This is a genomic window from Stenotrophomonas sp. PS02289, assembly GCF_029960115.1.
Lineage (GTDB): Bacteria > Pseudomonadota > Gammaproteobacteria > Xanthomonadales > Xanthomonadaceae > Stenotrophomonas.
This window is the reverse complement of record NZ_JASCOZ010000063.1, coordinates 1-23,340: the sequence shown is the minus strand read 5'-3', so window position 1 is coordinate 23,340 and position 23,340 is coordinate 1. Positions and strand designations below refer to the sequence as shown.

Here is a 23,340-nt window from a genome sequence, read left to right as displayed (position 1 = left end):
GAGCCACGCCCTGCGTGGCTGCAACAACGTGTTACACCGTGAAGCCACGCAGGGCGTGGCTCTACGGGTCGCACGGTCAGCTGGCTTCCGGCCCCCGCACCGCTTCCAGGAACTCACGTCCCCAACGGTCCACGTCGTAATACTCCACGCTGCCAAACAGCTGGCGCATGCGTCCGCCAGCTTCCTCCTCCGGCATCGACAACGCCTGCAGCAGTCCGGCGGTCAGATCGGCCGGGTCATGCGGGTTGGTCAGCACCGCACCCTTCAGCTCAGCGGCCGCGCCGGCGAACTCGCTCAGCACCAGCACGCCGTTGCTGCCTTCGATGCCGTGGGTGGCGACGAATTCCTTGGCGACCAGATTCAAGCCGTCACGCAGCGGCGTGATCCACATCACCTGGGCGGCCGCGTAATGCGCCACCACCTCCTCGAACGGCAATGCCTGCGCGAAGAAGCGCACCGGGGTCCAGTCCAGCCGTGAGAAACGACCGTTGATCCGGCCCACCGCCTGCTCGATCTGGTTCTGCAGGGTGCGGTACACGGTCATCTCACGTGCGGCCGGCACGCACACCATCAGCAGGGTGACCTTGCCCTGGCGGTCCGGGTGTTGTTCCAGCAGACGTTCAAACGCTTCCAGCTTGGCCAGCGTGCCCTTGGTGTAGTCCAGCCGTTCCACCGACAGCACCAGCTTGCGCGCGCCGATCTCGCGGCGCAGCTTGAAGATGTCGTTGCGCACGGAGGGCTTTGCCAGCACGTTGTGGATGCGGCGCAGGTCGGTGCCGACCGGATGCGCACCCAGCGCGACTTCGCGGTCGCCGACGCGCAGGCGGGTGGTCATGGTGTCCAGGCCGACCGCGCAGCCGTAGGTCAGGAAGCGCGGTGCGCAGCTTTCCCAGGCCAGACGTTCGGCGGGCATCGCACCGCGCACGACATCGACGAAGTTCTCCACCTGGCGCGGAATGTGGAACCCGATGTAGTCGCAGCACAACAGGCTGCCGATGATCTCGCGTCGCCACGGCACCACATTGAACACGTCGGCCGACGGGAAGTAGGTGTGATGGAAGAAGGCAATCTTCAGGTCCGGGCGCAGCTCGCGCAGGGTGGCCGGCACCATCCACAGATTGTAGTCGTGGATCCAGACCGTGGCCCCATGCGCGGCCTCGGCGGCAGTGGCTTCGGCGAAGCGGCGGTTGACCTTCAGGAACACCTGCCAGTCGTCCTCGCGGAAGCGCGCGCGCTCCCAGAACACATGCAGCATCGGCCAGAATGCTTCCTTGGAAAAACGCTTGTAGAAGATGTCCACTTCCTGCCGGGTCAGGGGAACGCGTGCGGCGGTGAGGGTGGGGTAGCGCTGTGCGTCCACGCTCACATGGGTCTGGAAGGGGCCGCGCTTGGGGTCATCGATGCTCCATGCGACCCAGGACCCTTTCTGGCCGCCTTCAAAGAAGCTCAGCAGCGAAGGAATGATGCCGTTCGGTGAACGCGGCGGGCGCTGCACCAGGGTGTCGCCTTCCATGACCTCGTCGAACGGCATGCGGTGATACACCATCACCAGGTCCGCGCCTTCGGCGCGTGCGGTGGCCGGCGGTTTCAGAAAGGCATCGTCGGCGGCGAGCAGCCCGAAGTGTTCAATCGCCTCAAGGATGCCGCCGCAGCCCGGTGCCGTGGCGTGGTAGGTGTTGGCCAGGCTGGCGGTGGCGTCGGTCAGCGCAGGCTCGGATTCGCCCACACACACGCCGCGGAAACCGGAGGTGTACATGGACAGGTCGTTGAGCGTATCGCCCGCGACCAGGATGCGCTCGCGCGGCAGGTCGAGCAGGCGCGCCAGCGCAGCCAGGGTGCGGCCCTTGTCGGTGTCCGGCGGCAGGATGTCCAGGTAACGGTCGGCTGAGTACAGCACGTCGCAGCCCAGCGCCTGTGCGGCGGCCTGGATCTGGCTGCGCAGCGGAGCCAGCGTGGCCGGGTCGCAGAAATACGAGCAGCGGCGTTCCTGCGGGACGTCCTGGCGCTGCAGCGCGGTGAACGGACGCATGGCGGCGGCAACGACCTGTTCGCCCGGCCAGTGCGCATCGATCATCGACTGCAACGGCTGCAGCGGCTGCAGGGTGCGGCCATCGACCACGGTTGCGCCGACGTCGCAGACCACGTAATCGGGGCGGGGAATGGAGGGGTCGGAGAGCAGCGGCATCACCGCTTCAAGGCCTCGACCGGTAATGAAGATCAGCGCGATGTCCGGGTGCTGGTCAACCAGTCGGTACAGGCGGTGGCGCGCGGCAGCGTCGCCGGCGAGAAAGGTGCCATCCAGATCGGTGGCCAGAATCAGTTGCGGGGCCGAAGTGGCCGGGGTGTTGCGTGTGGGAGTGGGATGGGCGGGTGTGGATACAGTCAATTCACTTCCTTATTGGAGTTGAAAGGAGAAGAGGAGTCGGGTGCGGGTTCGGCGTCGGTCTCCGGCATCAGTTCAAGCGCGGCCGGCGTGGTGCGCAGCATCGGACGGAACAGCACCGGGTGGGTGCGCAGACGCGAGAAGCTGAGCAGGCGTGCGGTGGCGAACAGTGCCAGCAGCATCAGGGTCACCGCGAAGTACAGCGGCAGCGCGGCCGCCCCGAACCGCTGCATGGCTACGCCGGCGATGGCCGGCCCCAGCGCTGCGCCGACGCCGTGCACCAGCAGCAGGCTGGAGCAGCCGGAGAGCAGGTCTTCGCGCGGCAGATAGTCGAGCATGTGTGCCACCGCGAACGGGTACAGCGAGAACGCCAGGCCGCCGTAGACGAAGATCAGGCCAAATAGCAGGTGGGTCTGGAGCTGAATCATCGGCAGCGACATCACCACGGCCAGTCCGGCCGCGACCAGGCTCAGTGCCACCAGCCCGGTGCGACGGTCGTGGCCGTCGCTGATCCGGCCCAGTGGCCACTGCAGCAGGGCACCACCGGCAATGGCGGTGAGCATGAAGCGCGCCACGCCGTCCTCGTCGAGGCCGACCTGGCCGGCATACACCGGCAGCAGCCCCCAGAACGCCCCCATGGCCAGGCCGGACAGCGCGGCGGCAACGCTGGCAACCGGAGCCATCGCATACAGGCGCGACAGTTTCAGCCGCGGCACCGAGGGAACCTCAGGCTGCTGCAGGCGGGTCGCGGTGACCGGCAGCACGGCCGCACACACCAGCATGGCAATCAGCATGAACATCGGTGTGGCCGCGGCACTGCCGAGCATCAGTAGAATCTGCCCCAGCGCCAGCGCCGAGAGATTGACCACCATGTACAACGAGAACGCGCGACCGCGCAGCTGCGGGTCAGGCTCGGCGTTGAGCCAGCTCTCGATCACCGTGTACAGGCCCACCAGGGCAATGCCGGTGATCACGCGCAGCACGCCCCAGGCCCAGGCATTGATCCACAGCGGATGCAGCAGCACCGCAATGGCGGCCAGGGCAGCGAAGAAGGCGAACGCACGGATATGGCCGATGCGGCCGATCAGCGACGGTGCCACGAAGGTACCGAGGAAAAATCCGGCGAAATAGCCGGACATCACCAAGCCCAAGGTGCCGGCACCAAAGCCGGCCTGGGCTCCGCTTACCGCCAGCAAGGTGCCCAGAAGCCCGCTGCCCGTCAGGAGCAACGCTACGCCTGTGAGCAGGGCGGTCAGCCGCAACACGCGTGCGACCTTCGTGGGGAAGGCGAACCGGTCACGACAGGGACCATAACACAGGCGGCATGAAGCGCCCGTTGCAGTGCTGTCTCCGCAGGCGTGCTGGATTTGCGCTGTACGGCCACGCGGGCTAGGGTGTTTGCATGAATGCCATCAAATTCCTTCCGTTGGCGGGCGTGCTGCTGTTGACGGCATGCAACGACCAGCGCGACGCGGTCGCGCACGATGTTTCACAGGCCCCTGCGGATGCCTTCATGGCGGCGGTGGCGGCGCATTGTGGCGAAGCCTTTGAAGGTCGCGTTGCAGTGAACGAGCCGAAGACGGATGCGGCGGATCCCTTCGACGGCAAGCGTCTGGTGATGCATGTGCGTGGCTGCGAAGATCCGGCGCATCAGCTGCGCATTCCCTTCCATGTCGGCGACGATCACTCGCGCACCTGGGTGCTGAGCCGCACCGATACCGGCCTGCGGCTGAAACATGATCACCGGCACGAAGACGGCAGCCCGGACGCGGTGACGATGTACGGCGGTGACAGCAAGCCACCGGGCACCGCGCAGCGCCAGGCGTTCCCGGTGGATGCCGATTCGGTTGCGATGTTCCGCAAGGCTGAGATGGCCGTCTCCACCACCAACACGTGGGCGATGGAGATTGAGCCGGACGAGCGCTTCGTCTACGAGCTGACCCGTCCGGATGGCCGCCGCTTCCAGGTGGTGTTCGACCTCAGCAAGCCGGTGGCATTGCCACCGGCTCCCTGGGGCGGTTAACCCTCAGCGCACGCCGAAGCGGGCGCGGCAGCCGTTGCTTACCCAGACGCTGCCGCCACGATAGCCCCAGCTGCGACCTTCCACACAGGCGCTGCCGGACAGCTGCTCGATCACGACCGGCCGGCCCTGGCGGCCGTCCCAGGCACAGGTCTGGGTTCGGTTGCCGGTGCTGCTGCAGGTGACGTTGTAGTTGCTGCCGCCGCCACCTCCGCCCCAGCCCCCACGACCCTGCACGAACTCGGCCCGGCAACCGCCGCTGACCCAGACCGAACCGTTGCGCGAGCCCCAGTTGCGGCCCTCCACGCAGCGGGTGTTGGACAGCTGCCGCGACAGCCGGGCGCTGGACCAGCCGGTCGGGCAGGAGCGCTGCCGGTTGTCGTTGCTCTCGCAGCGGACCACGCTGGTATGGCCGGGATTGGTGCCGGGCCAGGGGTTGCCGCCGCCGCCGTTCCAGCCGCCCGTGCCGCGCAGCGAGGTGGCGATGTCCTGCTTGATCCGGGAAAAGCCCCAGTTGGAGCGGTTCACCTGGTCCAGATAGAAGCGCATCTGGTCATCCGGGATGCGCCGCCCGTTGGACTGTTCGGCGTACTCCTGGGCGATGACCCGCTGCTGGTCGTTGACGGACAGGGTGCGAAGGTTCTCAGGCGCATAGGCCCGGGTATTGACCTGGGCCTGCAGGGCAGGGGCGGCGAAGGCCAGAACGGCGGTGAGGCAGACCACGAGACAACGTTTCATGACGCTTTCCCCTTGCGGTCAGTGGTGCGCGGACTATGGTCCGGCCCCTATTAAGGGGGTGTGTAAGCCGCGGTGGCCGTCCGGATTTGCCCCGGCCGGGGCGCTGGCCGCAGAATAACGGGCTGACCGGTGCCGCCTGGCCCGGCAATCTCCTGCGGAGCTTTACCCCCATGCGTACCCACTTCTGCGGCCTGGTCAACGAGACCCTGATTGGCCAGACTGTCACCCTCGCCGGCTGGACCGACGTTGCCCGCAACCAGGGCGGCGTGTGCTTCATCGATCTGCGCGATCATGAAGGCATCGTGCAGGTGACGGTGGAGGTCGACAACGCCGAGGTGTTCGCCGTCGCCGCCAGCCTGGGCTATGAGGACGTGCTGCAGGTGGAAGGCGTGGTGCGCGCCCGCCATGCCGTCAACGACAAGATTCCCACCGGCAAGGTGGAGGTGATCGCCACCGCCATCACTGTGCTGAACAAGGCCGAGCCGCTGCCGTTCCACGCCCATGAGAACCCGGGCGAAGAAACCCGCCTGAAGTATCGCTACCTGGACCTGCGCCGCCCGGAAATGCAGCGCATGCAGCGCACCCGCATCAAGCTGGTGCAGGCGCTGCGTCGTCACCTCGACGGTGAAGGCTTCCAGGACATCGAAACCCCGATCCTGACCAAGGCCACCCCGGAAGGCGCACGTGACTTCCTGGTGCCGGCGCGCATGCACCCGGGCGAGTTCTACGCCCTGCCGCAGAGCCCGCAGCTGTTCAAGCAGATCCTGATGGTGGCCGGCTTCGACCGTTACTACCAGATCGCGCGCTGCTTCCGCGACGAGGCCCTGCGCGCCGACCGCCAGCTGGAATTCACCCAGCTGGACATGGAGTTCGCCTTCGTCCGCGAGCGCGACGTGCAGGATTTCGTGGAAAGCATGATCCGCGCCATCTTCAAGGAAGTGGTCGACGTCGAGCTGGCGGCCAGCTTCCCGCGCATGACCTGGGCCGAGGCGATGCGTCGCTATGGTTCGGACAAGCCGGACCTGCGCATCGCGCTGGAGCTGGTGGACGTGGCCGATCTGGTCAAGGGCAGCGAGTTCCCGGTGTTCACCGCTGCCGCGGCGGATCCGGACGGCCGTGTGGCGGCGCTGCGCATCCCCGGTGGTGCCACCCTGTCGCGCAAGCAGATCGACGAATACGCCGCCCACGCCGCCAAGTACGGTGCCAAGGGCCTGGCGTACATCAAGATCGCCGACAACGGTGAAGTCAGCTCGCCGATCGCCAAGTTCTTCAGCGAAGAGGCGTTCGCCGCGCTGGTCGCCCACGTCGGTGCCGGCAATGGCGACATCGTGTTCTTTGGTGCGGGCGGCTACAACAAGGTGTCCGACTTCATGGGCGCACTGCGCCTGAAGGCCGGCAAGGACTTCAATCTGGTGGCGGCCGGTTGGGCTCCGCTGTGGGTCACCGACTTCCCGATGTTCGAGTTCGACGACGAAGCCCAGCGCTACGTCGCCCTGCATCACCCGTTCACCGCCCCGGCCGTGGACGACATCGCCGACCTGCGCGCCAACGCCAAGACCGCCGTCTCGCGTGGTTACGACATGGTGCTCAACGGCAACGAAATCGGTGGCGGTTCGATCCGTATCCACCGCCCGGACATGCAGAGCGCGGTGTTTGAGCTGCTGGGCATCGGTGCGGAAGAGGCCGAAGCCAAGTTCGGCTTCCTGCTCGACGCGCTGCGCTACGGCGCACCGCCGCACGGTGGCATCGCCTTCGGTATCGACCGTATTGCCGCCCTGATGGCCGGCACCGAGTCGATCCGCGACGTCATCCCGTTCCCGAAGACCACCAGCGCCCAGTGCCTGATGACCGGCGCGCCGTCGCCGATCCCGGACGAGCAGCTGGCCGAAGTGCACATCCAGGTCCGCCCGCGCAAGGCCTGATCGCGCCTCGAACTTCCAACCCCGTAGAGCCAGGCCCTGCCTGGCTGCCCCCCCAATCACACAAGGAAACCCAGCAATGACCGAAGCATCCTTCAACCTGGAATGGGAAAAGCTGGGCAACGTCGGTTCCGACGCCAACCTGGTGACCGAGCGCGCCCGCGTGTTCGGCGGCTGGCTGGTTCGCGTGGGCACCAGCCCGGCGTCGATGGCGCTGACCTTCGTGGTCGACGGCGAAGGCCGCTGGGACGGTGAGGACTTCGGCGTCGAAGACTACGAAGAAGAGGAAGACGAAGAAGAATTCGACGAGGACGAAGACGAGGAAGAGGAATACGAGGACGAGGACGAAGAGGACGGCGAAGAGGAAGACGCCGCCACTGACGGGGCCAAGGCCTGAGGCCTGACCCGGACCGTGTCCATGTATTCGATCCGCCGCGCCGGCCCGGACGACGCACCGACCCTGTCGGTGCTGGCCGCGCGCACCTTCGTGGAAACCTTCGGTCACCTGTATCCGCCGCAGGATCTGCAGGATTTCCTGGCTGAAGCGTATGCCGAAGACCGGCAGCGGGTGATCCTCTCGCATCCGGACTACGCGGTCTGGCTGCTGGAGAAAGACGGTGTGGCCGTGGGCCACGCCGCCGCCGGCCCGTGCGGCCTGCCGCATGACGACGTGAAGCCCGGCGATGGCGAGCTCAAGCGGCTGTACCTGATCAAGGACGAGCAGAGCTGCGGCTGGGGCAGCCGCCTGCTGGAAACCGCACTGGCCTGGCTGGAACGCGACGGACCGCGCACCCTGTGGTTGGGGGTGTGGTCGGAGAACTTCGGCGCGCAGCGCTTCTACGTCCGCTACGGATTCAGCAAGGTGGGCACCTATGAATTCCCGGTCGGGCAGGTGCGCGATCTGGAGTTCATCCTGCGGCGCGTACCCTGACCGCATGACTCCCTCTGTGTTGCTGTTGCACGGCATCTGGAATGCCCGCGCCTGGGTGGGCCCGTTGGCCTGGCGGCTGCGTGCGCGCGGCTTCCGCGTGGATACCTTTGGCTATTCCAGCGTCTTCGGCGGACCGGAGGTGGCGGTACCCCAGCTGCTCAAGCGCCTGCAGGGCAGTGGCCCGGTGTCGCTGGTGGGGCACAGCCTGGGCGGTCTGGTCGCCCTGGAAGCCCTGCGCCAGCAGCCCGACCTGCCGGTCTCGCGCGTGGTCTGCCTGGGCTCGCCGCTGCGCGGGTCGGGCACCGCCCGCTCGTTGGCCGATCACGGCTGGGCGATGGCGCTGGGCCGCAGTGGCGAGCTGCTGCTCGATGGCCTGCCGGCCTGGGAGGGCCGGGCGCAGGTGGGGCTGATCGCCGGCTCCGTGCCCCATGGCCTGGGCAGCCTGCTCGGTGCCATTGGCGAGGCCTCCGATGGCACCGTGGCGCTGGATGAAACCCGGTTGCCGGGGCTGGCCGACCACTGCGTGGTGGCCGCCAGCCACAGCGGACTGGTGTTTTCGCCCGAGGCGGCGCGGCAGACCGCCACGTTCCTGCGCGATGGTCGTTTCCGCCACGATCCGGCCGCCCACGCGGCCTGAACGAGGCCGGCTAACACGTTGGCAGCGCCCGATCAGGTAGAATCCGCGCCCTGTTCCTGACTTCATGCACGGAAACACCCATGGGTAGAGGCCCCTCCATCGAAGCCCGCAAAAATGCGTCTGACGCAAAGCGCGGCAAGATTTTCACCAAGATCATCCGCGAGATCGGCGTGGCCGCGCGCGGCGGTGGAGGCGACCCCAACAACAACCCGCGCCTGCGCGTGGCGATGGACAAGGGCCTGGCCGCGAACATGTCCAAGGACGTGATCGAACGCGCCATCAAGAAGGCCACCGGTGAGCTGGAAGGCGTGGTGTACGAGGAAGTGCGCTACGAGGGCTATGCCCCCGGCGGCGTGGCGGTGATCGTGGACTGCCTGACCGACAACCGCGTGCGCACGGTCGCCGATGTCCGCCATGCGTTCAGCAAGTGCGGCGGCAACATGGGTACCGATGGCTCGGTGGCCTTCATGTTCAAGCGCCTGGGCGTGCTCAGCTTCGCTCCGGGTGCCGACGAAGAAGCCATTACCGAAGCCGCCATCGAGGCCGGTGCCGATGACATCGTGGTCTATCCCGATGACGGTTCGATCGACGTGGTGACGGCCTCGGACGCCTTCCAGGCCGTCAAGGACGCCATGACCGCCGCCGGCCACGTACCGGACCATGCCGAGATCACCTTCCGCGCCGACAACGACATCAAGGTCGAGGGCGACACCGCCCTGCAGGTCAAGAAGATGCTGGACATGCTCGAAGACCTGGACGACGTCCAGGACGTGTACTCCAACGCCGACCTCGGCGCGGACGCCTACGCCTGACGGCGTAGCTCCCCATGGTCCGGATTCTCGGCATCGACCCCGGTTCGCAGCGGACCGGGGTGGGCATCATTGATGTCGACCCCGCCGGCAAGGTGGTGCATGTGCATCACCTGCCGCTGGTGCTGCTGGGGGCGGATGACTTCCCCCAGCGCATGAAACTGCTGGTGCAGGGACTGTCGGCGCTGGTCGACGAGTACCGCCCGCAGGAGGTGGCCATCGAAAAGGTGTTCATGGCCCGCAACCCCGATTCCGCGCTGAAGCTGGGCCAGGCCCGTGGCGCCGCGATTTCCGCCGTGGTCATGCGCGACCTGCCGGTGCACGAATACGCCGCCAGCGAGATCAAGCTGGCGGTGGTCGGGCGGGGCGGGGCGGAAAAGCAACAGGTCCAACACATGGTCGGGCTTATGCTCAACCTGAAAACCAAGCTGCAGGCCGACGCCGCCGATGCGTTGGCGGTGGCCATCACCCATGCCCACGTAAGGGCGACGGCGCAGCGTCTGGGGGTCAATGCCCGCCAGGCCTGGAGCCGGAAATGAGGACAACTGCATGATTGGTCGTCTGCGCGGGATCCTGGCCTACAAGGCACCGCCGTGGCTGCTGCTGGACGTCAATGGCGTCGGTTATGAGCTGGAAGCACCGATGAGCACCTTCTACGACCTGCCGGACCTGGGCCGGGAAGTGGTGCTGTTCACCCATTACGCGCAGAAGGAAGACAGCGTTTCGCTGTATGGCTTCCTGCGCGAGGGCGAGCGCCGGCTGTTCCGCGACGTGCAGAAGGTCAGCGGCATCGGGGCCAAGATTGCCCTGGCGGTGTTGTCGGCGGTGAGCGTCGACGAGTTCGCGCGCATGGTGCAGGCCGGCGATGTCACCGCGTTGACCCGGATTCCCGGCATCGGCAAGAAGACCGCCGAGCGCATGGTGCTGGAACTGCGCGACCGCGCGGTCAACTTCAGCGGCGGCGGGGCTCCGGTGTCCGGCGCGATCGGGCCCGACCCGGTCTCCGAAGCCACCGTGGCCCTGCAGCAGCTCGGCTACAAGCCGACCGAGGCGGCGCGCATGGCGCGCGATGCCAACGCCGACGGCGATGATGTGGCCACCGTGATCCGAAAAGCCCTGCAGGCCGCGCTGCGCTGAGGCGCGGCGCACTTCTTCCGTCAAAGACATCCGTCCGGAGTCCCATGTCCAGCACTTCCCATCAGCACGACAGCGGTCACGCGACCCACGGGCATGCCCCGCCGGGCAGCGGCATGGCGCTGATGATCGGTGCCATCGGCGTGGTGTTCGGGGACATTGGTACCAGTCCGCTGTACACGCTGAAGGAAGCCTTCTCCGAGCATTACGGCCTGGTCGGCAACCATGACACCGTGCTCGGCGTGCTGTCGCTGGCGTTCTGGGCGCTGATGCTGGTGGTGACGCTCAAGTACGTGACCATCATCATGCGCGCCGACAACGACGGCGAGGGCGGCATCATGGCGTTGATGGCGCTGACCCAGCGCACCATGCGCAACGGTTCGCGCTCGGCCTATGTGGTCGGCATCCTGGGTATCTTCGGCGCTTCGCTGTTCTTCGGCGACGGGGTGATCACGCCGGCCATTTCGGTGCTGGGCGCGGTGGAAGGCCTGGAGGTGGCCGCGCCGGGGCTGCATGCGTTCATCGTGCCAATCACCGTGGTGGTGCTGTTGATGGTGTTCGCCGCGCAGCGCTTCGGCACCGAGAAGATCGGCAAGGCGTTCGGGCCGATCACCTCGGTCTGGTTCATTTCGCTGGCCGCCATCGGCCTGTACAACATCGTCGACGCGCCGGAAGTGCTCAAGGCCTTCAACCCGTACTGGGCGGTCCGCTTCTTCATGGACCACAGCTGGCACGGCATCTTCATTCTCGGTGCGGTGGTGCTGGCGGTGACCGGTGGCGAGGCGCTGTATGCCGATATGGGCCACTTCGGGGCCAAGCCGATCCGCCACGCCTGGTACTTCTTCGTGCTGCCGTGCCTGGTACTGAATTACCTGGGGCAGGGCGCGCTGGTGCTGGACCACCCCGAAGCGGTCAAGAACCCGTTCTTCGAGGCGGTGCCGGACTGGGCGCTGTACCCGATGATCATCCTGGCCACCATGGCCGCAGTGATTGCCTCGCAGTCGGTGATCACCGGTGCGTTCTCGGTCTCGCGCCAGGCCATGCAGCTGGGCTACATCCCGCGCATGCGCATCACCCATACCTCGCACGACACCATCGGCCAGATCTACATCCCCGGCATCAACTGGGGCATCGCGGTGATGGTGATCGGGCTGGTGCTGGCCTTCCGCAGTTCGTCCAACCTGGCCGTGGCGTACGGCATCTCGGTGTCGGCGACCATGCTCATCGACACCCTGCTGCTGGCGCTGGTGGCACGCGCGCTGTGGCCGCGTACGCGCTACTGGATCATCCCGCTGTGCGTGGTGTTCTTCATCATCGACCTGGGCTTTGTCATCGCCAACGGGGCCAAGCTGCTGCAGGGGGCGTGGTTCCCGGTGGTGCTGGGCATCGTGCTGTTCACCATGATGCGCACCTGGCGGCGTGGCCGCGAACTGCTGCGCGATGAGATCCGCAAGGACGGCATCCGCCTGGATACCTTCCTGCCTGGATTGATGCTGGCCCCGCCGGTGCGGGTGCCGGGTACGGCGGTATTCCTGACTGCCGACCCCAGCGTGGCCCCGCATGCGCTGATGCACAACCTCAAGCACAACAAGGTGCTGCACGAGCGCAACGTGTTCCTGCACGTGGAAACCCTGCCGATTCCGTATGCAATGGAAGGGCAGCGGCTGAAGATCGAGTCGGTGGGCGACGAGTTCTACCGGGTGTATGTGCGTTTCGGCTTCATGGAGACCCCGGACGTGCCGCTGGCGCTGATGCGCTCGTGCGACCACGGCGGCATCTACTTCGACCCGATGGACACCACCTTCTTTGCCAGCCGCGAGACCATCGTGGCGACCGCCAACCGTGGCATGCCGATCTGGCGCGACAAGCTGTTCGCGCTCATGCACCGCAATGCCGCCCCGGCGACCGGGTTCTTCCGGATTCCGGGCAACCGGTTGGTCGAACTGGGTGCCCAGGTCGAGATCTGACGAATCGTCCCTGATTGCCGCATAATCGCCGGATGACTGACGACCGCATCATCGGTGCCGGCGCGACCCGCGAGGACGACAGCACCGACGCCAGCATCCGCCCCAAGCGCATGGCCGATTACCTCGGCCAGGCTCCCGTGCGCGAGCAGCTGTCGATCTACATCGAGGCCGCCAAGGCGCGCAGCGAAGCGCTCGACCACGTACTGATCTTCGGCCCGCCCGGGCTCGGCAAGACCACCTTGAGCCACGTGATCGCCAACGAGCTGGGCGTGGCCCTGCGGGTGACCTCCGGCCCGGTGATCGAGAAGGCCGGTGACCTGGCCGCACTGCTGACCAACCTGCAGCCGCACGACGTGCTGTTCGTGGACGAAATCCACCGCCTCTCGCCCGTGGTCGAGGAAGTGCTGTACCCGGCGATGGAAGACTTCCAGATCGACATCATGATCGGCGAGGGCCCCGCCGCCCGCTCGATCAAGATCGACCTGCCGCCGTTCACCCTGATCGGGGCCACCACCCGGGCCGGCCTGCTGACCGCGCCGCTGCGCGACCGCTTCGGCATCGTGCACCGGCTGGAGTTCTACACCCCCGAGGAGCTGACCCGGATCGTGCGCCGCTCGGCCACCATCCTGGGCATCGACTGCACCGCCGAGGGCGCGGCCGAGATCGCACGGCGCTCGCGCGGTACCCCGCGTATCGCCAACCGCCTGCTGCGGCGCGTGCGCGACTACGCCCAGGTCAAGGCCGGCGGTCATATCGACCAGGAGGTCGCACAGGCCGCGATGCAGATGCTCAAGGTCGACCCCGAAGGTTTCGACGACCTCGACCGGCGCATGCTCAAGACCCTGATCGACTACTTCGACGGTGGCCCGGTGGGGGTGGAATCCATGGCGGCGGCGCTGTCGGAGGAGCGGGGCACGCTCGAAGACGTGGTCGAGCCGTACCTGATCCAGCAGGGCTTCCTGGTGCGCACCGCGCGCGGCCGCATGGCCACCCACAAGGCCTACCGGCACATGGGGCTGAAGCCGAAGAATCCGCCGGCGGACCTGTTCGCGGAGGTCCCGGATGCCGGTTGATCCCCGATTCAGTTGGCCGACACGCATATATTGGGAAGATACCGACGCAGGGGGCGTGGTCTACCACGCCCGCTACGTGGCCTTCATGGAACGGGCGCGGACCGAATGGATGCGGGCGCTGGGCTTCGGCCAGGAGCGCACGCGCATCGAGCACGGGCTGGTGTTTGCCGTGCGCTCGATGAGCATGGACTTCCTGAAGCCGGCGCGGCTGGACGACGCGTTGGCGGTGAGCGCACGGTTGGTGCAGTGCAAGCGCGCCAGCATGGTGTTCAGCCAGGCGGTGTGTCGCGGCGATGAAATGCTGCTGACCGCGCAGGTGAAGATCGCAGCATTGGACGCGTCCACATTCAAACCACGCGGCATGGACGATGTTCTGCATGCCGCATTGAAACCCTACGAATTTTCAGAATCCGCATACTGAGGAACACCGGATGATCGCAACGCTCCTGGCCCTGCAGGCCACCGTGGTCGAGGCACTGCCGCAGGAAGTCACCAGCGCCGCAGCGCAGACCGTCGCGCCGGGTGCGCACGGCGGCATCAACTATTGGGAGCTGATGACCAAGGCCAGCTGGCCGGTGATCGCCATCGTCCTGCTGCTGCTGGCTGGCTCGTTCATCAGCTGGATCATCATCTTCCGCAAAGCCCGTGTGTTCAGCGCGGCCAACCGGCAGGCGGACGAGTTCGAGAGCCGCTTCTGGTCCGGCGCGGACCTGGGCAAGCTGTACACCGCGGCCACCGACCGCAACCGCAAGGTCGGCGGCCTGGAAGCCATCTTTGAATCGGGCTTCCGCGAGTTCACCCGCCTGCGCGAAGGTCGCCGCCTGGACGCACGCGCCCAGTTGGAAGGGGCCCAGCGCGCCATGCGCACCACCTATACCCGCGAAGTGGACCAGCTGGAGCGCAATCTGGAACTGCTGGCCAACATCGGCTCGACCGCGCCGTACGTCGGCCTGGTCGGCACCGTGTTCGGCATCATGGTGACCATGCACGACATGATCAACAGCGGTGAGCAGGCCGGTATCGCCTCGGTCGCACCGGGCATCTCCGAAGCGCTGTTCGCCACCGCCATCGGCCTGTTCGTGGCCATCCCGGCGGTGTGGGCCTACAACCGCTTCACCACCCGGGTCGAGCGCCTGTCCGTGCGGTTTGAAACCTTCGCCGACGAATTCAGCTCGATCCTGCAGCGCCAGACCTCGAACGACGCCTGAGCGCGGCAGACAGGAGCTCCCATATGACCGCTGCCATCGGCCGCCGCAAGCGCCGCAAGCTCAAATCTGAAATCAACGTCGTGCCGTACATCGACGTCATGCTGGTGCTGCTGATCATCTTCATGGTCACCGCGCCGCTGCTGACGCTGAGCTTTGAAGTGGACCTGCCCAGTTCGCAGGCCAAGGCGCTGGAAAGCAAGCAGGACCCGGTGGTCGTGTCGGTGCGACTGGACGGCCAGCTCAGCCTCAAGCTGCCGGATGCCAAGCAGCCTGAGCCGATCGACGCCACCCAGTTGCAGGCGCAGCTTGGGGCCCTGGTCTCGCAGGACAAGAACCTGCGCGTGATCGTGGCCGCCGACAAGGCGGTGGCGTATGAAAAGGTCGTGGACGCGATGAACGTGATCAAGCGCGCCAACGTGGAGAAGGTGGGTCTGGCGACCGATGCAAACTAACGTTCTGCCGCCACCGCGTACCCCCGAGGACGACTGGGCACTGCCGGTCATCCTGGCGGTTGTCGTGCACATTCTGGTGGCGCTGGTGCTGATCGCCGGCTGGATGTTCTCGCCGGACCGCAACACCGAGGCCGCTGTCGGCGATCCCGCGCTGGAAGCCAGCATGACCCTGACCGCGTCGGAAGCCGCCGCGGCCCGGCAGGCGCTGCGCGCGTCCGAAAAGCTGCCCGACCTGCCCGAGCCGGTGGAGCAGCCCACCCCGGTGGAAGAAGACACCGTGCCGCCGCCCCAGCCGTTGCCCGAACCGCGCCCGCAGGACGCGCTCAGCCCGCAGCAGCAACAGGCGCAGGAGCGCATCGCCCAGCCAGACAAGGTCGACCAGGCCGCGGTCAACGCGATGGCGATCTCGGCGGAAAAGGAAAAGCAGGAACAGGAAGCCAAGCGTCGTCAGGAGCAGATCGACCTGACCAAGCGCGAGCGCCAGAAGGAGGCCGAGCAGAAGGCACGGCTGGCCAAGCAGCAGGAGGCCGAGCAGAAGAAGCTGGCCGAGCAGGCGCAGCAGGCCAATGATGCGAAGGCCGAGGCCGAGCGACAGAAGAAGATTGCCGAGTTGCGGGCAAAACGTGCTCAGCAGGAGAAAGAAATCCAGCAGGCGCAGCAGCGGCTTGCCGCAGTGACCGCAGCACGCGCGGCCTCGGGCGCCTCGAGCAGCGGCTCGGCCGGCGCAGCGCAGCCTTCTGCCGGTGCCGGGGGCACCAGCGATGACCTGGCCGCCAAGTATGCGGCGGCGATCCAGCAGAAGGTGCTGGCGCAGTGGCAGCGCCCGGATTCCGTCCCGCTGGGTCAGAAGTGCAAGATCGTCATCAACCAGATCCAGGGTGGTGAGGTCATCGATGCCAAGGTGAGTCCGGATTGCCCGTATGACGCGGCCGGTAGGCGCTCCATCGAAGCGGCGGTGCTCAATGCGCAGCCGCTGCCTTACCGCGGCTTTGAGAAGGTGTTCAACCGCACGATCAACTTTACCTTCACCGCCCAGGATCGTTGAGGCCTTGGGCGGGCATCCCCGAATCGGACGAGCTGCGTCGGGGCCCACGCATAGGAGCTTGGAGAACGTGTATGCGGACGATGGCACGCTGTTTGATGATGTCAGTGGTTCTGATGGGGGCACCGGCGTGGGCGGAAGTGTCGAAAGCACCACCTGCCCGCACCGTGAACTACAACTCGCCGGAATGGAAAGCGCAGCAGGCTGAACTGGAGGCCGAGTACGGTACGGCCATCGGGAACCGCGTGCTCGCGTATTGGCGCATGCCCGCGTCTGTGTCGGCGGCCGAGCGTTGCACGGTGGAGATCATGCAAGTACCCGGTGGGATGGTGATATCTGCCCGAGTCACCGATGACTGCCCTTGGGACGAGGCGGGTAAGCGCTCGCTTGAGGCAGCCGTATTGGATGCGCAACCACTGCCATACCACGGTTTCGAGCAGGTGTTCCGGCGCACCCTCAGGGTGGGCTTCGTAGCCCCAGCTCACTGATTCAGCTGCGGTGATCGAGCGTTTCCGTTAACAGCGTGTGATTAATGAGCCGCTGACCACTCGGATTTCACACCCGCTTGGTTCATGATTGCGAAACTGTTCACCGCACTGCTGCTATCCCTCGTAATTGGTTTTCTCTGACTGAGCGCTCAATGAAGAAGATGCCTCGCTGGTTCGCCGTGTTCGCGGCGCTGTTGCTGCCCTTTGCTGCCCTCGCGCAGCAGCGGGGTCTGGATATCGAGATCACCGGTGGTAACGCCTCGGCGCTGCCGATTACCGTGGTCCCCATGCCGTATCAGGGCTCGGCTGCTGCCCCGGAGACCGATGTGGCAGCCGTGGTGCGCGCCGACCTGGAGCGCTCCGGCCAGTTCCGCAACCTGCCAGTCGAGCAGATCCTCGAAAAGCCCACCCGGGGCGGCGAGATCAACTTTGCGACCTGGCGTGCGCTGAAGCAGAACTACATCGTGGTCGGGCGGGTGCTGGACGCTGGTTCCGGCGCGTATCGCGTGGAGTACGAGCTGTACGACGTGCCGCGCGGCGAGCGCCTGCTGGGTCTGGCCATGACCGCCCGCAGCACCGCCATGCGTGACGTGGCCCATCAGATGGCCGACGCCATCTACGAGAAGATCACCGGTGTGCGCGGTGCCTTCTGGACCCGTATTGCCTATGTGACCGCCAGCGGCAAGGGTGCCGCCATGCGCTACGCGCTGATGGTGGCCGACTCGGATGGCTACAACCCGCAGACCATCGTGCGCTCGGCCGAGCCGCTGCTGTCGCCGTCGTGGAGCCCGGACGGCAACCGTCTGGCCTATGTCAGCTTCGAGCGTGGCAACTCCGCCATCTACATCCAGAACATCACCACCGGTGCCCGTGAGCTGATCACCAGCTTCCGCGGCATCAACAGTGCCCCGTCGTTCTCGCCGGACGGCCGCCGCCTGGCCCTGTCGCTGTCGCGTAGCGGCAACCCCGAAATCTACGTGATGGACCTGGGCAGCAAGCAGCTGACCCAGCTGACCAACCACTTCGCCATCGACACCGAGCCGACCTGGAGTGCCGACGGCGGCACCATCTACTTCACCTCCGACCGGGGCGGCCGCCCGCAGATCTACCAGGTGGCCTCCACCGGCGGCAGCGCCTCGCGGGTGACCTTCCAGGGCAACTACAACGCCACCCCCAGCGTCTCCTATGACGGCAAGAAGATCGTCATGGCCCAGGGCAGCGGCAACACCTACAAGATCGCGATGATGGACAGCAGCCTGGGGTCCGCTCAGTGGACCACCCTGTCCATTGGCTCGCTTGACGAATCGCCGAGCTTCGCGCCCAACGCGAGCATGGTGTTGTATGCCGCCCGCGAGGGTGGACGTGGAGTTTTGTATGCCGTTTCGGCCGACGGGCGCGTGCGCCAGCGGCTGGTACTGGCGGACGGTGATGTTCGTGAGCCTTCTTGGTCGCCATACCGTACAAAGCGCTAACAGAGTGTTAAGATTCGCCCGTATTCATCCCCTCATCCGGCTTTAGGAGCCTCAAAGGTATTCTATGAACAAGTCCACCCGCGTTCTGCTTGTCTCCCTGCTGTCTGTGGCCGTCCTGGCCGGCTGTTCCAAGAAGGTGAAGGAAGAGGCTCCGGCCCCGGTCGACACCGGTTCCACCACCCAGCCGAGCGGCCCGTCGACCTCCGGCCTGTACGGCCCGGGCGACCTGGACACCGACGCCTGCCTGCGCCAGCGCGTTGTTTACTTCGACCTGGACAAGGAAGAAGTGAAGTCGGAATTCCAGGCCATCATGGCTTGCCACGCCAAGTACCTGCGTGACCGTCCGTCGTCGCGCATCACCCTGCAGGGTCACACCGACGAACGCGGTTCGCGCGCTTACAACCAGGCCCTGGGTGAGCGTCGTAGCGCCGCCGTGAACTCGGCTCTGCAGGCCAACGGTGGCTCGGCTTCGCAGCTGACCGACGTGTCCTACGGTGAAGAGCGTCCGGTCTGCACCGAATCGACCGAGTCCTGCTGGTCGCAGAACCGTCGCGTCGAAATCGTCTACACCGCGCAGTAAGTCATGCGCATCGGCATCAAACTGATGCTGGTCGTTGCGGCAGCCCTCGTGGCTGCCGCACCGGCGCAGGCCCAGCGGCAGAGCCTGTCCGACCGCGTAGGCGCGCTCGAGCAGCAGATGTACAACAACAGCTCCAACCAGGACCTGTTGAACCAGATCAATGCCCTGCGACAGCAGGTGCAGCAGCTGCAGAGCACCGTTGAGCAGCTGCAGCACGACACTGCGCAGTACAAGCAGACCACGCGTGACCAGTACCTCGATACTGACAGCCGTCTGCAGCGCCTCGAGGGTGGTGCCGCCCCGGATCTGCCGGCCGTCCCGGCCGCCAGCGCCCCGGCTGCCCCCAAGCCCGCCGCACCGAAACCGCCAGTGGTCGCCACCGAGCGACCCCCGTCCGTGCACGGCGATGCCGGTGCCCTGGCCGCCAGTGGCGACGAGCGCACGATGTACAACGTGGCTTTTGATTCGCTCAAAGCCGGCAAGTACGACGAATCGGCGCAGATGTTCCTGAGCTTCCTGGAGCTCTACCCGAACGGCGTCTACACCCCCAATGCCCTGTACTGGCTGGGTGAAAGCTACTACGCCGTACGCAATTTCCCGCAGGCGGAGGCGCAGTTCCGCGACCTCATCGGCCGCTACCCGACCCACGACAAAGCTTCCGGCGGCCTGCTCAAGATCGGCCTGTCGCAGTATGGCGAGGGCAAGGTTGACGAGGCGCAGGCGACCCTGGAGCAGGTGGTCAGCACCTACCCGGGCTCCGACGCCGCGCGCACCGCGCAGGACCGCCTGCAGTCGATCCGCCTGGGCCAGCAGATCCGCTGACGCCCCCGCCGGCCCAGGTCGGTATAATGTTCGATTGAATGATGGCCGGGCTTCGCCCGGCCGCGCCCGTTTCCGAAGTCTTCTCTCATGAACGCCACCTCGTCCGCCGCCGCCGCCGCGCTTCCCAGCGAGATCGTGCAGTCGCCCCTGCCCAGGCTGAAGATCACCGAGATCTTCACCTCCCTGCAGGGCGAAGCCGATGCCGCAGGCTGGCCCAGTGTGTTCGTGCGCCTGACCGGCTGTCCGCTGCGCTGCACCTACTGCGACACGGCCTACGCCTTCCACGGCGGCACCTGGTGGGATATCGACGATATCGTCGCCGAGGTGCTGGCCCAGGGCGTCCAGCATGTCTGCGTGACCGGTGGCGAGCCGCTGGCGCAGAAGCGCTGCCTGATCCTGCTCGAAAAGCTGTGCGACGCCGGAATGGACGTCTCGCTGGAGACCTCCGGCGCGCTGGACGTCAGCGGGGTGGACCCGCGCGTCTCCCGGGTGGTGGACCTGAAGACCCCGGATTCCGGCGAAATGGCCCGCAACCGGCTGGAAAACCTGCCGTTGCTGACCCGCCGTGATCAGATCAAGTTCGTGCTGTGCAGCCGCGAAGACTACGAATGGGCGCGCGGCATGGTCCGCGAGCATGCGCTGAACGAGCGCAGCATGGTCCTGTTCTCGCCCAGCAAGGGGCAGGTCACGCCGCGCCAGCTGGCCGACTGGATCGTGGAGGACCGCCTGCCGGTGCGCTTCCAGATGCAGCTGCACAAGATTCTCTGGGATGACGAACCGGGGCGTTGAGCCTGTTCGTTGCCCTTGAAGTACCCCGGCGCGGGACAGCGTGCTGGTCCCCACAACCCACCGGATGTATTTCATGAAGAACGCAGTCGTGCTTCTTTCCGGCGGCATGGATTCCGCCGCCGTCATTGCCATTGCCCGTGAACAGGGCTTTGCCGTACACGCCCTGAGCGTGCGCTACGGCCAGCGCCACACCTCGGAACTGGATGCCGCCGCCAACGTGGCCAAGGCCCTGGGCGTGGTCGCGCACAAGACCGTCAACGTGGACCTGCGCAGCATCGGCGGCTCGGCGCTGACCGACGACATCGACGTGCCCGAAGCGGGCGGCGAGGGCATCCCGGTCACCTATGTGCCGGCGCGCAACACCATCATGCTGTCGGTGGCGCTGGGCTGGGCCGAGGTGCTCGGTGCCAGCGACATCTTCTGCGGCGTCAACGCGGTGGATTACTCCGGCTACCCGGACTGCCGACCCGAATTCATCCAGGCCTTCCAGACCCTGGCGAACCTGGCCACCAAGGCCGGCGTGGAAGGGGCGGGCATCCATGTGCACGCCCCGCTGCAGTTCCTGAGCAAGGCTGACATCGTGCGCGAAGGTGTGCGCCTGGGCGTCGATTTCGGCCTCACCGTGTCCTGCTACAACGCCGACGAACAGGGCCGCGCCTGCGGTCACTGCGACGCCTGCCGCCTGCGCGCGCAGGGCTTCGCCGACGCCGGCGTGGCCGACCCGACCCGCTACGTCTGAGGCCGGGTTCACACGGCGGGTGTGACAGGCCGCCAAAGTGGGTTAGAATGCGCACCCCCGGCGCAATGCCAGGGGCAGCAATGGGCCGTTAGCTCAGTCGGTAGAGCAGAAGACTTTTAATCTTTTGGTCGAAGGTTCGAATCCTTCACGGCCCACCAGTTGCGACAATGATTCAAGGCGCTCTTTGAGCGCCTTTTTCATGTCTGTCTCAGTAGGTGCAGAGGGCTTCGCACTGCGTGCTGTCGAATGCTGCAGCCACCTTCTCTAATTCTTTGCGCTGCTCCTGGTCGAGGCGGCCTGCGCTGAGGCGTACACGTGCGGCGATCGGGGCGCGTTGATCGACCCGAAGCAGCATTGCGAAATCGGGGGCACTATCGACCAGTGCGCTGATCAGCGCGCCGCGCAGCGCAGGAAGCTCCGCGCTTTCGTCGATGATCTGCAGGCTGCCGGCATACGTGGTGGTCAGGCCGTCACGTGCCTGCTTCAAGCCTGCGTGCCGGATGGGCGTCATCTCTTCCGGCGTCAGCGCCATGATCTTCTGCCCGGCCAGTTCCACCATCGGTGTCATGCAGCGAAGCATGAAGGGCAGCAGTTGTGCCATCTCCGACTCGTGGTGCCCCATGTTCTGAGCGACCTGGCGAGCTACGCTCTGCCAGTGCTCATTCTGCGATACCCCTTCCGGAACACGGGGGACAACCCCGAGCATCATCAGCGACGAAGCCGTGCTCGATGCATTGGTACAAATCGACTGAAGCTGATGAAAATCCTCCAGACCATACTGGACCTCCTGCAGCAACTGTTTTTCGTCGGCAATGCGACTCACCAGCGATCGTGCCTGGGGGCTGTCAAGCTGCTCATGTGTACCACTGCGCGCTGCCTCCAGCAGTATCAGCTTGTATTCCAGCGTGGCTTTTTCCTGCGCCGACGCGCGTGCGGCGAGGTCATCCTGGGCGCTGGCCGTGAGGCTCCACAGCGCCGAGGCGCTGAGCAGGCCTGCCAGCAGGCACCGCCCGACAACGGATGGCACGATGGAATGACGGGTGTTCATGCGTCCTACGTCCATGTCAATTGAGTCGCGCGAGCGTAGGGCAAGCGATGCGCACGGGCAAGCCGTGGAGTGTGCGGCAATACCGGTTCACTGTCCCCGGCGGTCGCTACAATCGCTCATCCCGGTAGCTCCCGGGCGCTGATAAGTGCACCACAGTGAAGATTGTTCTGACAGGAAGTTCAGGCCGGGTCGGGCGCGCCATCTTCGGCGCGCTGGCCGCGCGCCACGAGGTAATCGGGATCGACCGCAGTCCGTTTGCGACCACGCGCCATGTCGGCGATGTCACCGATACGCGACTGCTGGCGGCGACGCTGAAGGGCGTGGATGCGGTGATTCATGCGGCTGCCCTGCATGCCCCGCATGTGGGGCTGCACAGTGACGCGGAGTTCCAGCGGATCAATGTGGACGGGACGCAGACCATCGCGCGATTGGCACGGGAGGCGGGCGTGCGCCGTTTGGTGTTCACCAGCACGACCGCGTTGTACGGGCATGCCATCACGCCCGGTCACTGCACCTGGGTCGATGAGCAGACCGTGCCGCAGCCGCGCACGGTGTATCACCGGTCCAAGTTGGCCGCCGAGCAGGTGCTGCAGCAGGAGGCCGCAGAAGACTTCCAGGTGCGGGTGATCCGCATGTCGCGCTGCTTCCCGGAAACGCCGGACCGGATGCTGCTGTATCGCCTGCATCGCGGCGTGGACGTGCGCGACGTGGCCGATGCGCATGTGGCGGCCCTCACCAACGACGGCCCGGCATTCCAGCGCTACATCGCCAGTGGCAGTACGCCGTTCCTGCGCGAGGATTGCGAGGCGCTGGTCACGCGCCCGCGTGAGGTGCTCGCGCTGCGCTGCCCGCAGTGGCTGGCCGAATACGACAGGCGTGGTTGGGCGTTGCCGGCGATTGACCGCATTCATGATGCATCGGCGGCGCGGGAGGGGCTGGGCTGGATCAGCCGGCGCGGGCCGGAAGCGGTGCTGGAGCAGTTGGCGGTGGGAAGCATTGAGGTGCTGCCGGAGAGGCGCCGCGCTGATTGCTGCCTGTGATGGGATGCTGTCGTAGAGCCGGGCTTGCCCGGCTGAGGGTGTCCGTGCG

The 23,340-nt window shown here is 66.2% G+C and carries 25 protein-coding genes and 1 tRNA gene; 22 read left to right on the top strand and 4 right to left on the bottom strand.

Annotation, left to right across the window (positions count from 1 at the left end):
* Nucleotides 1–76: 76 nt before the first annotated feature.
* Nucleotides 77–2,320, bottom strand: a complete 2,244-nt coding sequence (gene ggpS / locus QMX83_RS10820) for a glucosylglycerol-phosphate synthase (RefSeq protein ID WP_336618959.1) — start codon at nucleotides 2,318–2,320, stop codon at nucleotides 77–79.
* Nucleotides 2,321–2,382: 62 nt separating this feature from the next.
* Nucleotides 2,383–3,648, bottom strand: a complete 1,266-nt coding sequence (locus QMX83_RS10815; RefSeq protein WP_282296637.1) for an MFS transporter — start codon at nucleotides 3,646–3,648, stop codon at nucleotides 2,383–2,385.
* A 137-nt stretch (nucleotides 3,649–3,785) separates the two neighbouring features.
* On the opposite strand from QMX83_RS10815, the gene QMX83_RS10810 reads away from it, so the two are divergent.
* Complete coding sequence (locus tag QMX83_RS10810) at nucleotides 3,786–4,406, top strand: hypothetical protein (RefSeq protein WP_282296636.1); 621 nt, start codon at nucleotides 3,786–3,788, stop codon at nucleotides 4,404–4,406.
* Between the two features lie 3 nt (nucleotides 4,407–4,409).
* On the opposite strand, the gene QMX83_RS10805 is transcribed toward QMX83_RS10810, so the two are convergent.
* Nucleotides 4,410–5,141 carry a DUF3011 domain-containing protein gene (locus tag QMX83_RS10805; RefSeq protein ID WP_282296635.1) on the bottom strand — a complete coding sequence of 244 codons (732 nt, stop codon included), beginning with the start codon at nucleotides 5,139–5,141 and terminating at the stop codon, nucleotides 4,410–4,412.
* A 170-nt stretch (nucleotides 5,142–5,311) separates the two neighbouring features.
* On the opposite strand from QMX83_RS10805, the gene aspS reads away from it, so the two are divergent.
* From aspS to QMX83_RS10705, 20 genes are all read left to right on the top strand, one after another.
* Nucleotides 5,312–7,063 carry an aspartate--tRNA ligase gene (gene aspS / locus QMX83_RS10800; RefSeq protein WP_282296634.1) on the top strand — a complete coding sequence of 584 codons (1,752 nt, stop codon included), beginning with the start codon at nucleotides 5,312–5,314 and terminating at the stop codon, nucleotides 7,061–7,063.
* Nucleotides 7,064–7,139: 76 nt separating this feature from the next.
* Complete coding sequence (locus QMX83_RS10795; protein WP_282296633.1) at nucleotides 7,140–7,457, top strand: DNA primase; 318 nt, start codon at nucleotides 7,140–7,142, stop codon at nucleotides 7,455–7,457.
* 21 nt (nucleotides 7,458–7,478) lie between these two features.
* On the top strand, nucleotides 7,479–7,991 hold the full coding sequence (locus QMX83_RS10790; protein WP_282296632.1) for a GNAT family N-acetyltransferase: 513 nt from the start codon (nucleotides 7,479–7,481) through the stop codon (nucleotides 7,989–7,991).
* A 4-nt stretch (nucleotides 7,992–7,995) separates the two neighbouring features.
* Nucleotides 7,996–8,628: an alpha/beta fold hydrolase gene (locus QMX83_RS10785; RefSeq protein WP_282296631.1), complete on the top strand. Its 633-nt coding sequence runs from the start codon at nucleotides 7,996–7,998 to the stop codon at nucleotides 8,626–8,628.
* Between the two features lie 80 nt (nucleotides 8,629–8,708).
* The gene (locus tag QMX83_RS10780) at nucleotides 8,709–9,440 is read left to right on the top strand and encodes a YebC/PmpR family DNA-binding transcriptional regulator (protein ID WP_282296630.1); all 732 of its coding nucleotides are present in this window, start codon (nucleotides 8,709–8,711) and stop codon (nucleotides 9,438–9,440) included.
* Nucleotides 9,441–9,454: 14 nt separating this feature from the next.
* Complete coding sequence (gene ruvC / locus QMX83_RS10775; protein WP_282296629.1) at nucleotides 9,455–9,976, top strand: crossover junction endodeoxyribonuclease RuvC; 522 nt, start codon at nucleotides 9,455–9,457, stop codon at nucleotides 9,974–9,976.
* 10 nt (nucleotides 9,977–9,986) lie between these two features.
* Complete coding sequence (ruvA, locus tag QMX83_RS10770; RefSeq protein ID WP_282296628.1) at nucleotides 9,987–10,574, top strand: Holliday junction branch migration protein RuvA; 588 nt, start codon at nucleotides 9,987–9,989, stop codon at nucleotides 10,572–10,574.
* Between the two features lie 113 nt (nucleotides 10,575–10,687).
* Complete coding sequence (locus QMX83_RS10765; protein WP_282296639.1) at nucleotides 10,688–12,538, top strand: potassium transporter Kup; 1,851 nt, start codon at nucleotides 10,688–10,690, stop codon at nucleotides 12,536–12,538.
* Between the two features lie 32 nt (nucleotides 12,539–12,570).
* Nucleotides 12,571–13,611 carry a Holliday junction branch migration DNA helicase RuvB gene (gene ruvB, locus QMX83_RS10760; RefSeq protein ID WP_282296627.1) on the top strand — a complete coding sequence of 347 codons (1,041 nt, stop codon included), beginning with the start codon at nucleotides 12,571–12,573 and terminating at the stop codon, nucleotides 13,609–13,611.
* Nucleotides 13,601–14,032 carry a tol-pal system-associated acyl-CoA thioesterase gene (gene ybgC, locus QMX83_RS10755; RefSeq protein WP_282296626.1) on the top strand — a complete coding sequence of 144 codons (432 nt, stop codon included), beginning with the start codon at nucleotides 13,601–13,603 and terminating at the stop codon, nucleotides 14,030–14,032. Before ruvB ends, ybgC begins: the two co-directional genes overlap by 11 nt.
* A gap of 10 nt (nucleotides 14,033–14,042) precedes the next feature.
* Nucleotides 14,043–14,819 carry a protein TolQ gene (gene tolQ, locus QMX83_RS10750; RefSeq protein WP_125357981.1) on the top strand — a complete coding sequence of 259 codons (777 nt, stop codon included), beginning with the start codon at nucleotides 14,043–14,045 and terminating at the stop codon, nucleotides 14,817–14,819.
* A gap of 23 nt (nucleotides 14,820–14,842) precedes the next feature.
* Nucleotides 14,843–15,271 (top strand): protein TolR, encoded by a 429-nt coding sequence (gene tolR, locus QMX83_RS10745; protein ID WP_125357979.1) that lies wholly within the window; start codon nucleotides 14,843–14,845, stop codon nucleotides 15,269–15,271.
* Nucleotides 15,261–16,316 carry a cell envelope integrity protein TolA gene (gene tolA / locus QMX83_RS10740; RefSeq protein ID WP_282296625.1) on the top strand — a complete coding sequence of 352 codons (1,056 nt, stop codon included), beginning with the start codon at nucleotides 15,261–15,263 and terminating at the stop codon, nucleotides 16,314–16,316. Before tolR ends, tolA begins: the two co-directional genes overlap by 11 nt.
* A 71-nt stretch (nucleotides 16,317–16,387) precedes the next feature.
* Entirely contained in the window at nucleotides 16,388–16,801 is a 414-nt protein-coding gene (locus QMX83_RS10735; protein WP_282296624.1) for a TonB C-terminal domain-containing protein, read from the top strand.
* A gap of 152 nt (nucleotides 16,802–16,953) precedes the next feature.
* Nucleotides 16,954–18,273, top strand: coding sequence for a Tol-Pal system beta propeller repeat protein TolB (tolB, locus tag QMX83_RS10730; RefSeq protein WP_282296623.1), 1,320 nt, complete (start codon nucleotides 16,954–16,956; stop codon nucleotides 18,271–18,273).
* A gap of 64 nt (nucleotides 18,274–18,337) precedes the next feature.
* On the top strand, nucleotides 18,338–18,853 hold the full coding sequence (gene pal, locus QMX83_RS10725; protein WP_282296622.1) for a peptidoglycan-associated lipoprotein Pal: 516 nt from the start codon (nucleotides 18,338–18,340) through the stop codon (nucleotides 18,851–18,853).
* 3 nt (nucleotides 18,854–18,856) lie between these two features.
* Nucleotides 18,857–19,675, top strand: a complete 819-nt coding sequence (gene ybgF / locus QMX83_RS10720) for a tol-pal system protein YbgF (protein ID WP_282296621.1) — start codon at nucleotides 18,857–18,859, stop codon at nucleotides 19,673–19,675.
* An 87-nt stretch (nucleotides 19,676–19,762) separates the two neighbouring features.
* Nucleotides 19,763–20,464: a 7-carboxy-7-deazaguanine synthase QueE gene (gene queE, locus QMX83_RS10715; protein WP_282296620.1), complete on the top strand. Its 702-nt coding sequence runs from the start codon at nucleotides 19,763–19,765 to the stop codon at nucleotides 20,462–20,464.
* A 73-nt stretch (nucleotides 20,465–20,537) separates the two neighbouring features.
* Complete coding sequence (queC, locus tag QMX83_RS10710; RefSeq protein ID WP_282296619.1) at nucleotides 20,538–21,203, top strand: 7-cyano-7-deazaguanine synthase QueC; 666 nt, start codon at nucleotides 20,538–20,540, stop codon at nucleotides 21,201–21,203.
* Nucleotides 21,204–21,285: 82 nt separating this feature from the next.
* Nucleotides 21,286–21,361: transfer RNA gene (locus QMX83_RS10705), tRNA-Lys, on the top strand.
* Nucleotides 21,362–21,411: 50 nt separating this feature from the next.
* Here QMX83_RS10705 and QMX83_RS10700 read toward each other — a convergent pair.
* Nucleotides 21,412–22,251, bottom strand: coding sequence for a hypothetical protein (locus tag QMX83_RS10700; protein WP_282296618.1), 840 nt, complete (start codon nucleotides 22,249–22,251; stop codon nucleotides 21,412–21,414).
* A gap of 155 nt (nucleotides 22,252–22,406) precedes the next feature.
* Between QMX83_RS10700 and QMX83_RS10695 the strand changes: the two genes are divergently transcribed.
* The gene (locus tag QMX83_RS10695; RefSeq protein WP_282296617.1) at nucleotides 22,407–23,291 is read left to right on the top strand and encodes an NAD(P)-dependent oxidoreductase; all 885 of its coding nucleotides are present in this window, start codon (nucleotides 22,407–22,409) and stop codon (nucleotides 23,289–23,291) included.
* Nucleotides 23,292–23,340: the final 49 nt, after the last annotated feature.

What these genes read in the sequence shown, in the direction of transcription:
- QMX83_RS10810 (WP_282296636.1), top strand. Translation starts at nt 3,786, where the DNA reads ATGAATGCCATCAAATTCCTTCCGTTGGCGGGCGTGCTGCTGTTGACG.
- QMX83_RS10805 (WP_282296635.1), bottom strand. Translation starts at nt 5,141, where the DNA reads ATGAAACGTTGTCTCGTGGTCTGCCTCACCGCCGTTCTGGCCTTCGCC.
- aspS (WP_282296634.1), top strand. Translation starts at nt 5,312, where the DNA reads ATGCGTACCCACTTCTGCGGCCTGGTCAACGAGACCCTGATTGGCCAG.
- QMX83_RS10795 (WP_282296633.1), top strand. Translation starts at nt 7,140, where the DNA reads ATGACCGAAGCATCCTTCAACCTGGAATGGGAAAAGCTGGGCAACGTC.
- QMX83_RS10790 (WP_282296632.1), top strand. Translation starts at nt 7,479, where the DNA reads ATGTATTCGATCCGCCGCGCCGGCCCGGACGACGCACCGACCCTGTCG.
- QMX83_RS10785 (WP_282296631.1), top strand. Translation starts at nt 7,996, where the DNA reads ATGACTCCCTCTGTGTTGCTGTTGCACGGCATCTGGAATGCCCGCGCC.
- QMX83_RS10780 (WP_282296630.1), top strand. Translation starts at nt 8,709, where the DNA reads ATGGGTAGAGGCCCCTCCATCGAAGCCCGCAAAAATGCGTCTGACGCA.
- ruvC (WP_282296629.1), top strand. Translation starts at nt 9,455, where the DNA reads ATGGTCCGGATTCTCGGCATCGACCCCGGTTCGCAGCGGACCGGGGTG.
- ruvA (WP_282296628.1), top strand. Translation starts at nt 9,987, where the DNA reads ATGATTGGTCGTCTGCGCGGGATCCTGGCCTACAAGGCACCGCCGTGG.
- QMX83_RS10765 (WP_282296639.1), top strand. Translation starts at nt 10,688, where the DNA reads ATGGCGCTGATGATCGGTGCCATCGGCGTGGTGTTCGGGGACATTGGT.
- ruvB (WP_282296627.1), top strand. Translation starts at nt 12,571, where the DNA reads ATGACTGACGACCGCATCATCGGTGCCGGCGCGACCCGCGAGGACGAC.
- ybgC (WP_282296626.1), top strand. Translation starts at nt 13,601, where the DNA reads ATGCCGGTTGATCCCCGATTCAGTTGGCCGACACGCATATATTGGGAA.
- tolQ (WP_125357981.1), top strand. Translation starts at nt 14,043, where the DNA reads ATGATCGCAACGCTCCTGGCCCTGCAGGCCACCGTGGTCGAGGCACTG.
- tolR (WP_125357979.1), top strand. Translation starts at nt 14,843, where the DNA reads ATGACCGCTGCCATCGGCCGCCGCAAGCGCCGCAAGCTCAAATCTGAA.
- tolA (WP_282296625.1), top strand. Translation starts at nt 15,261, where the DNA reads ATGCAAACTAACGTTCTGCCGCCACCGCGTACCCCCGAGGACGACTGG.
- QMX83_RS10735 (WP_282296624.1), top strand. Translation starts at nt 16,388, where the DNA reads ATGCGGACGATGGCACGCTGTTTGATGATGTCAGTGGTTCTGATGGGG.
- tolB (WP_282296623.1), top strand. Translation starts at nt 16,954, where the DNA reads ATGAAGAAGATGCCTCGCTGGTTCGCCGTGTTCGCGGCGCTGTTGCTG.
- pal (WP_282296622.1), top strand. Translation starts at nt 18,338, where the DNA reads ATGAACAAGTCCACCCGCGTTCTGCTTGTCTCCCTGCTGTCTGTGGCC.
- ybgF (WP_282296621.1), top strand. Translation starts at nt 18,857, where the DNA reads ATGCGCATCGGCATCAAACTGATGCTGGTCGTTGCGGCAGCCCTCGTG.
- queE (WP_282296620.1), top strand. Translation starts at nt 19,763, where the DNA reads ATGAACGCCACCTCGTCCGCCGCCGCCGCCGCGCTTCCCAGCGAGATC.
- queC (WP_282296619.1), top strand. Translation starts at nt 20,538, where the DNA reads ATGAAGAACGCAGTCGTGCTTCTTTCCGGCGGCATGGATTCCGCCGCC.
- QMX83_RS10700 (WP_282296618.1), bottom strand. Translation starts at nt 22,251, where the DNA reads ATGAACACCCGTCATTCCATCGTGCCATCCGTTGTCGGGCGGTGCCTG.